The 7,083-nt window shown below is 36.9% G+C and carries 7 protein-coding genes; all 7 read left to right on the top strand.

Features of this window, described 5'->3' with window-relative positions:
* The first annotated feature begins 196 nt into the window (after positions 1 to 196).
* Positions 197 to 1,054 (top strand): DUF72 domain-containing protein, encoded by an 858-nt coding sequence (locus QRN68_RS13140; protein ID WP_285397346.1) that lies wholly within the window; start codon positions 197 to 199, stop codon positions 1,052 to 1,054.
* Entirely contained in the window at positions 1,054 to 1,875 is an 822-nt protein-coding gene (locus QRN68_RS13135) for a sulfite exporter TauE/SafE family protein (RefSeq protein ID WP_285397345.1), read from the top strand. The genes QRN68_RS13140 and QRN68_RS13135 overlap by 1 nt, the downstream gene beginning before the upstream one ends.
* A gap of 90 nt (positions 1,876 to 1,965) precedes the next feature.
* Entirely contained in the window at positions 1,966 to 3,333 is a 1,368-nt protein-coding gene (locus tag QRN68_RS13130) for a bifunctional metallophosphatase/5'-nucleotidase (RefSeq protein ID WP_285397344.1), read from the top strand.
* A 36-nt stretch (positions 3,334 to 3,369) separates the two neighbouring features.
* A complete protein-coding gene (locus QRN68_RS13125; RefSeq protein WP_289419346.1) occupies positions 3,370 to 4,467 on the top strand; it encodes an HD-GYP domain-containing protein in 1,098 nt (365 codons plus the stop codon).
* A gap of 35 nt (positions 4,468 to 4,502) precedes the next feature.
* Positions 4,503 to 5,300, top strand: coding sequence for a sporulation protein YunB (yunB, locus tag QRN68_RS13120; RefSeq protein ID WP_285397342.1), 798 nt, complete (start codon positions 4,503 to 4,505; stop codon positions 5,298 to 5,300).
* Between the two features lie 106 nt (positions 5,301 to 5,406).
* Positions 5,407 to 6,330, top strand: coding sequence for a lipoyl synthase (gene lipA / locus QRN68_RS13115; protein WP_285397341.1), 924 nt, complete (start codon positions 5,407 to 5,409; stop codon positions 6,328 to 6,330).
* Positions 6,331 to 6,361: 31 nt separating this feature from the next.
* Entirely contained in the window at positions 6,362 to 6,715 is a 354-nt protein-coding gene (locus QRN68_RS13110) for a YutD family protein (RefSeq protein ID WP_285397340.1), read from the top strand.
* Positions 6,716 to 7,083 lie beyond the last annotated feature (368 nt).

Below are 7,083 nucleotides of genomic sequence, written 5' to 3'. Positions count from 1 at the left end.
GCGAAGCGTCAGCGGCAAAGCGCCCAGCCGGAACGGAAATCAACCACACGTTTTGATGATGAACCTATATTTTATCGTATAGGTAAATGATGGTGATGTCCGTATTTGCTTTGTTTATGAGGTGTGTTTTTTACGATACGTTCATATTTCGTTTAGAAAGTGTGTGCTATGATAATGTACATAGAGGGGGAGTCACATGATTTGGGTTGGGTTAACGGGGTGGGGTGATCATCCTTCGCTTTATAGTAGAGTGACTGCCTCAAAGGATAAATTATTCGATTATACAGGTCATTTTTTAACGGTAGAAGTAGATACTTCTTTTTATGCAATACCTTCGACAGAAAATGTTCGAAAATGGTGTGTGGACACGCCAGAAAATTTCCGTTTTGTGGTGAAGGCCTATCAAGGAATGACTGGTCATTTACGTGGTGATATACCGTTTGAATCGAAGAATGATATGTTTAATGCCTTTATCGAATGTGCCAATGAATTTAAACGTCATGGGAAGCTAGCGATGATACTAGCACAATTTCCACCATGGTTTGATTGTCAGGCCAAAAATGTACAATATTTATTGTATATTAGGCAGCAGCTTAAAGGCTTTGACGTAGCTATTGAGTTTCGTAATCAGACATGGTATGCAGACAATGTAGTGCAGCAAACAATGGATTTTTTACGAGAGCATCAATTTATTCATACTATTTGTGATGAACCACAGGCTGGTGTAGGCTCTGTACCATTTTATCCTACTGTTACTGCGACTAAGGCACTTGTACGTATTCATGGACGTAACATTCATGGGTGGCGCAATACTGGTAATGCCGAAAACTGGCGGAAGGTTCGCTTTTTATATGATTACAATAGTGAAGAATTGCAGCAGCTTGGACAGCATGTGAAACATCTCCAATCCGAAGTACAGGATTTGTATGTATTATTCAATAATAATTCAGGGCTTCATGCTGCAAAAAATGCAAAGGAGTTACAAGGAATTTTAGCGATTAAAGATGTAGGGTTAGCGCCTAAACAATTAAACATGTTTGAAGGGGAACTGTAATGGAATTTATTCTTTTAGCTATTATTGCATTATTTTCAGGGTTAATTGGCTCATTAGTTGGGCTCGGTGGAGGGATTATCTTAGTCCCAGCTACATTATTCGTTGGATTAAATCTAGGGATGATTCCAGATATCACTCCTCAAAAAGTGGTTGGTTTATCTGTTGTCATGATGATTTTCACTGGCCTTGCCTCAACGTTAAGCTTTATGAAATCGAAAACAGTTGATTATAAAAGCGGTTTCATATTTTTCATAGGGAGTATCCCTGGGACAATGCTCGGCGCATGGGTAAATAAAGGATTAGATTTACCATCATTTAATTTATACTTTGGTATTTTACTGATCATTTTGGCGACGATATTACTTGTACGTGATAAATTGAAACCTGTAAAATGGTTTGTAAAAAATGGTATTCAACAAGAATTCACGGATAATGAAGGAAACTCTTTTGTATACGGGTATCCAATTTGGTTTGCAATTGTATTAACATTTGGCATTGGCTTTGCCTCTGGATTATTTGGTATCGGTGGAGGCTCGATGATGGTGCCTGCCATGATTATTTTATTTTTGTTCCCGCCGCATGTTGCAGTGGCAACATCGATGTTTATGGTATTTCTATCGTCGATTGTTAATTCAGCAAGTCATATTTATTTAGGACATGTGCCATGGCTCTATACGATTCCTGTTATTCCTGGGGCTTATATCGGAGCAAAACTGGGGGCAGCATTAAATAAAAGAATTAAATCGGAAACTCTTGTAGTAGCACTTCGAGTTATTTTATTATTATTGGGAATTCGTTCTATTATCGAAGGTTTATTGTAGTATTGATTTGCAATTTTTCGTAAATTGACTTTACTGATGAATAAATTGATTTAACAAATACAGAAGCTATTTAAAGAAGAGGTGGCATTAATGCTGGAAAAAATTCATATTTTTCACACGAATGATTTGCACAGTCATTTTAAGTATTGGCCACGAATGCAAAGCTATGTGAAAGAGATGCGTACGGAGCTTACAAACCTGGGTGAAACAAGCTATTTATTTGATGTCGGTGATCATTTAGATCGTTCCAATATTTATACAGAAGCAACAGTCGGTAAGGGTAATGTGAAGTTATTGAATGAAGCTGGCTATGACGTAGTGACAATTGGTAATAATGAAGGTATAACATTGTCTCATGAGGAGCTATACCATCTGTATGATGAAGCAGCTTTTGACGTTGTCGTTGCCAATGTATATGCCTCACAAGGAAAAAGTCCAGCGTGGATGAAGCCTTATGTTGTATTAACAACAGCTCATGGTACAAAGATTGCAGTTATTGCAGCAACTGCTATGTTTGAAATTTATTATAAGGAATTAAACTGGGAGATGGATGAGGCACGGAGCACACTTACTCATTTAGCACTTCAGCTTCGTAAAGAGGTAGATATTATTGTCTGTTTGTCACATTTAGGGATAACAGAGGATGAGATGTTAGCTGAAGAATGCCCAGAAATAGATGTTATATTTGGCTCACATACACATCATGTTTTCCCGAATGGCAAACTAGTGAATGGCGTTTTATTAACAGGCGGGGGGAAATTTGGACAATTTATTGGACATTTTGTGGTAGAATATGATAAGAAAATGAGGAAAATTGTTGAAAAAAAGGATTCGTTAATTCATAATAAGGATTTGCCAACGGTTAAAAATGAAAATGATATCGTGCAGTCTTTGGAAAAAGAAGGCAAACGATTACTTGATATCCCAGTATTCACTACGAAAAAATCGTACAATAAGGAATGGTTCCATTATTCTCAGTTATCCGATCTGTTTGCACAGGCCATTTTAGAAAAAAGTGGAGCGGACTGTGCGCTATTTAATGCGGGTATTTTTTTAGATGGTTTACCTAAAGGAACAGTGACTGCACTAGATTTGCATAGAATTTTCCCACATCCTATAAATTTATGTACGATTGAATTATCAGTTGCTGAAATGAAAGAGATTTTTCAGCAATCTAAAAATGAAGAGTGGCCCTATATTGAGCTCAAAGGATTAGGGTTTAGAGGCGTTATTTTTGGGAAGATGCTGACTTATGGCTTTTCAATGAATAAAGATCGTCAATTGCTTATCAATGGTAAGGTTGCAGATAACGATCGAATTTATAAATTAGTAACTCTTGATTTGTTTACATTCGGTTATTTTTATCCAAGCTTTAAATATGCGAAGAAAAAATATATTCTACCAGAATTTTTACGAAATATTATGATAGATTATGGGCGAAGATTCTTTAAGCAATAGATAAAGATGCTTTTAGAATGGATTGGGGCAGAGGTCATGCGATTAATTTCAATCGATGTAGTAAAAGAAGGAATGGTATTAGGAAGAACCATTTGGAATGAGGCAGGACACCCTCTTTTAAAGAAAGACGTTGTCATTAATGCACGTATTATACAAAGACTTCAACAATTAAATACGCATTATATATATATAAACGATAAAATTTCTGATGGTATTGAGGTAAAGGAAACAGTTCCAACTGTTATTCGAAATAAAGCCATTTCAACCATTAAAGATTCTTTTCAATCAATCAATGGTTTAAATTCAGTAAATGCCTCTTACGTACTTGACAAGCAATCCAAAGCAATTATTTCAATTGTAGATGAGTTATTGGCGGCAGTCAGTAGTAATGAAGAAATTTTAACAATACTAACAGATGCTTATTTATTTGATGAATATTTATATCAACACTCCTTTCAAGTCACTCTTTATTCGATAGCAATTGCTAAAGAGCTTGGATATTCAGCTGAGGATTTACGTATGATTGGGATTGGCGCTTTGTTACATGATGTAGGGAAGCTTATGGTACCAAAAGAGATCCTAACAAAACCAGGGCGGCTTACGAATGAGGAATTTGAAACGATGAAGCAACATACTCGATACGGTTTTGACATATTACGTAATTTACATTCCATATCATTGCTTGTTGCGCATTGTGCCTTCCAACATCATGAACGAATTGATGGGAGTGGCTATCCACGGGGCTTAGTTGATTTTGAAATCCATCCGTTTGCAAAAATTATTGGTGTAGCAGACGTCTTTGATGCGGTAACTACAAGTCGTGTATATCGGGAAAAAATGCTGCCTTCTCAGGGACTAGCAATTGTAGAGGCGGGCTCTGGAACTATATACGAAGCACGCATTGTGCAAGCATTGAAAAAATCTGTTGTCCATTATCCTAACGGTGTTATTTTAAAATTATCGGATGGACGTCGAGGTATTGTATCAAGACAAAATCCACCGTATGCAGCATTACCATGGATTCGTATTTTTGAGGAGCAAAATCAATTAGTGGCAGCTACATATGAAATTAATTTAGTGGACGACCCAACCGTAACAATTGAAAGTGTTGAAGCGGATTACATTGTACCATAGAAAATCGAATAAATTTCTCCTCCTGTTCATACGTTATGGAACAGGAGGAGATTTTTTTGTTTTTCCCTCGAAAAAGGATGAAATTACGATCATATAGCAATTCTGGTAACTATCGAAAAAAGGGCAATCGGTTGAATCGTTTAACCCTTTTAATTGTAAGCATTATTGTTGGTATATTTTTATTTATTTATTTTCTGAATGAGCGGCTTATGCCAACCTATTTAAAATATGCTGAAATACAAACGGATAAGATCGCTTCCTATGTTGTAAGTAATGCCACAACAAATGTTTTAAATATTAACGATATTCTTGTGGAAGTATCCCCTGGTAGCTCTGATTTGAAAATTGATACAGAAATGATTAATCGAGTTCGTGCCGAAACGGTAAAGCAAGTAAAAATGAATTTAGAGCAGGCAGAACTAGGGGAGTTGTCGAGCTTACCAAATCTTGATAACGTTGAATATGATTACAACAAGATAAAAGAAGGTAATGGGGTAGTTTTTTATGTACCTATTAGCCAGGCAGCCAATATGCCTCTACTCGGGAATTTAGGACCTAAAATTCCGGTGCGTTTTCATGTAGTTGGCAATGTGCATAGTGAAGTTACTTCTTCAATAACGGAGTATGGTATTAATAGTGCATTTGTGCAGGTAGGAATTCGTTTAGAGGTAAATGTACAAATTATTGTCCCTTTTGCTAGTAAAACTGCTACAGTTTCTCAGGATATTCCGGTGGCAATGGGCTTAGCGCAGGGGAAAGTGCCAGATGTTTATTCTAATGGTGAAAAAGCAGTACAGCCGTCACTTGAAGTCCCTATAACTAATGATAAATAGAAAAGTTGCTGTGATAGTTGTTGGAGTTCCTATATTATGTTACATTGACAACAGTGAAGATAGTTAATATACAAAATGTACAATTATTGATAGGGGCGATATTCATATGACATCTTGTAAACCTACAAGCAAAGAAAGAGAAGAACATTTAAGAAAACCAGATTGGCTAAAAATAAAACTAAACACAAATGATGAATATAAAGGGCTAAAGAAGCTCATGCGTGAAAAAAATCTGCATACGGTATGTGAGGAAGCACGCTGTCCTAATATTCATGAATGTTGGGGCGAACGACGTACAGCAACAATGATGATTCTTGGATCGGTTTGTACACGTGCTTGCCGTTTCTGTGCTGTTAAAACAGGCTTACCAAATGAGTTAGATTTAGCAGAGCCAGAACGTGTAGCAGATTCTGTAGCTATTATGAACTTGAAGCACGTTGTTATTACAATGGTAGCGCGTGATGACTTAAAGGATGGCGGTGCACAAGTATTAGCTGAAACCGTGCGTGCGATTCGCCGTAAAAGTCCAGCTACATCTGTTGAAGTTTTACCGTCCGATTTAGGAGGTTTGAAAGAGAACCTTCAAATTTTAATGGATGCCAAGCCAGATATTTTAAATCATAATATTGAAACAGTGCGTCGCTTAACGCCAAGAGTACGTGCACGCGCGAAATACGAGCGTTCATTAGAATTTCTTCGTTTGGCAAAAGAAATGCAGCCAGATATCCCTACAAAGTCATCTTTAATGATAGGCTTAGGTGAAACAGAGGAAGAAATTATTGAAGTTATGGACGATCTACGCGCAAATAACGTAGATATTATGACGATTGGTCAATACTTACAACCAACGAAAAAGCATTTAGCTGTCAAAAAGTATTATTCTCCAATAGAGTTTGGTAAACTGCGTAAAATCGCAATGGAAAAAGGTTTCAAACATTGTGAAGCAGGCCCACTTGTACGTAGTAGCTATCATGCTGATGAACAAGTTAACGAAGCAACAAAAGAACGTCAGTTACACGTAGAGCTGTAAATCAAATGTTGTAATAGAAGGTGGTGTCACTTTGATTAATATTGAAGGATATGAATACGAGCTTATTGAAGATTACCGAGAAGCTTTTCAAGAGGAAGTGTTCAAGGAGCGATACTCAGATATTTTAGCTAGATATGATTATATTGTGGGCGACTGGGGCTATAACCAATTACGCTTAAAAGGCTTTTTTGACGATAAAAATCAGAAAGCTACTTTCGATACGAAAATTAGTACACTTCAAGATTACTTATATGAGTATTGTAATTTTGGCTGTGCATATTTCGTATTGCGCAAATCCGGTAAATCTATTCAACAGCCAGACGTTGTAGTTAGTGAAGATAGCGAAGTGACAAAGCCTGTTGAAAATGAACAACTAGCAGAATAAAATTTTAAAGCCTGATGCAATTTGCATCAGGTTTTTACTTTGGAGTGATAGGTTTTTTTAAAATTGGGAATAATAATAACTGACTACAAAAAATGCTTTATTATGAGTCTTTAACAAAAATTGGGGATGTTATTTTAAAACGTATGTCATGAGGATAAGTTGATCTTCGTTCCGGCAGGGCGACTTCTTGGGGAACAGCGTCACAGATGAAATCCTGCAGCGAAGTAGACGTTTTCTGTGCGAAAGTGTAGCGACAGCAACAAATGTTTTCTGTGCGAAAGCGAAGCGGTAGCAACAATTGTTTTATCTGTGTGAAAGCGAAGCGACAGCAACAAATGTTTTATCTGTGCGAAAGCGAAGCGACAGCA

The organism is Lysinibacillus sp. fls2-241-R2A-57 (assembly GCF_030209535.1).
Lineage (GTDB): Bacteria > Bacillota > Bacilli > Bacillales_A > Planococcaceae > Lysinibacillus.
The sequence above is the reverse complement of the archived record's forward strand: the minus strand, read 5'-3'. Positions and strand labels throughout refer to the sequence as shown.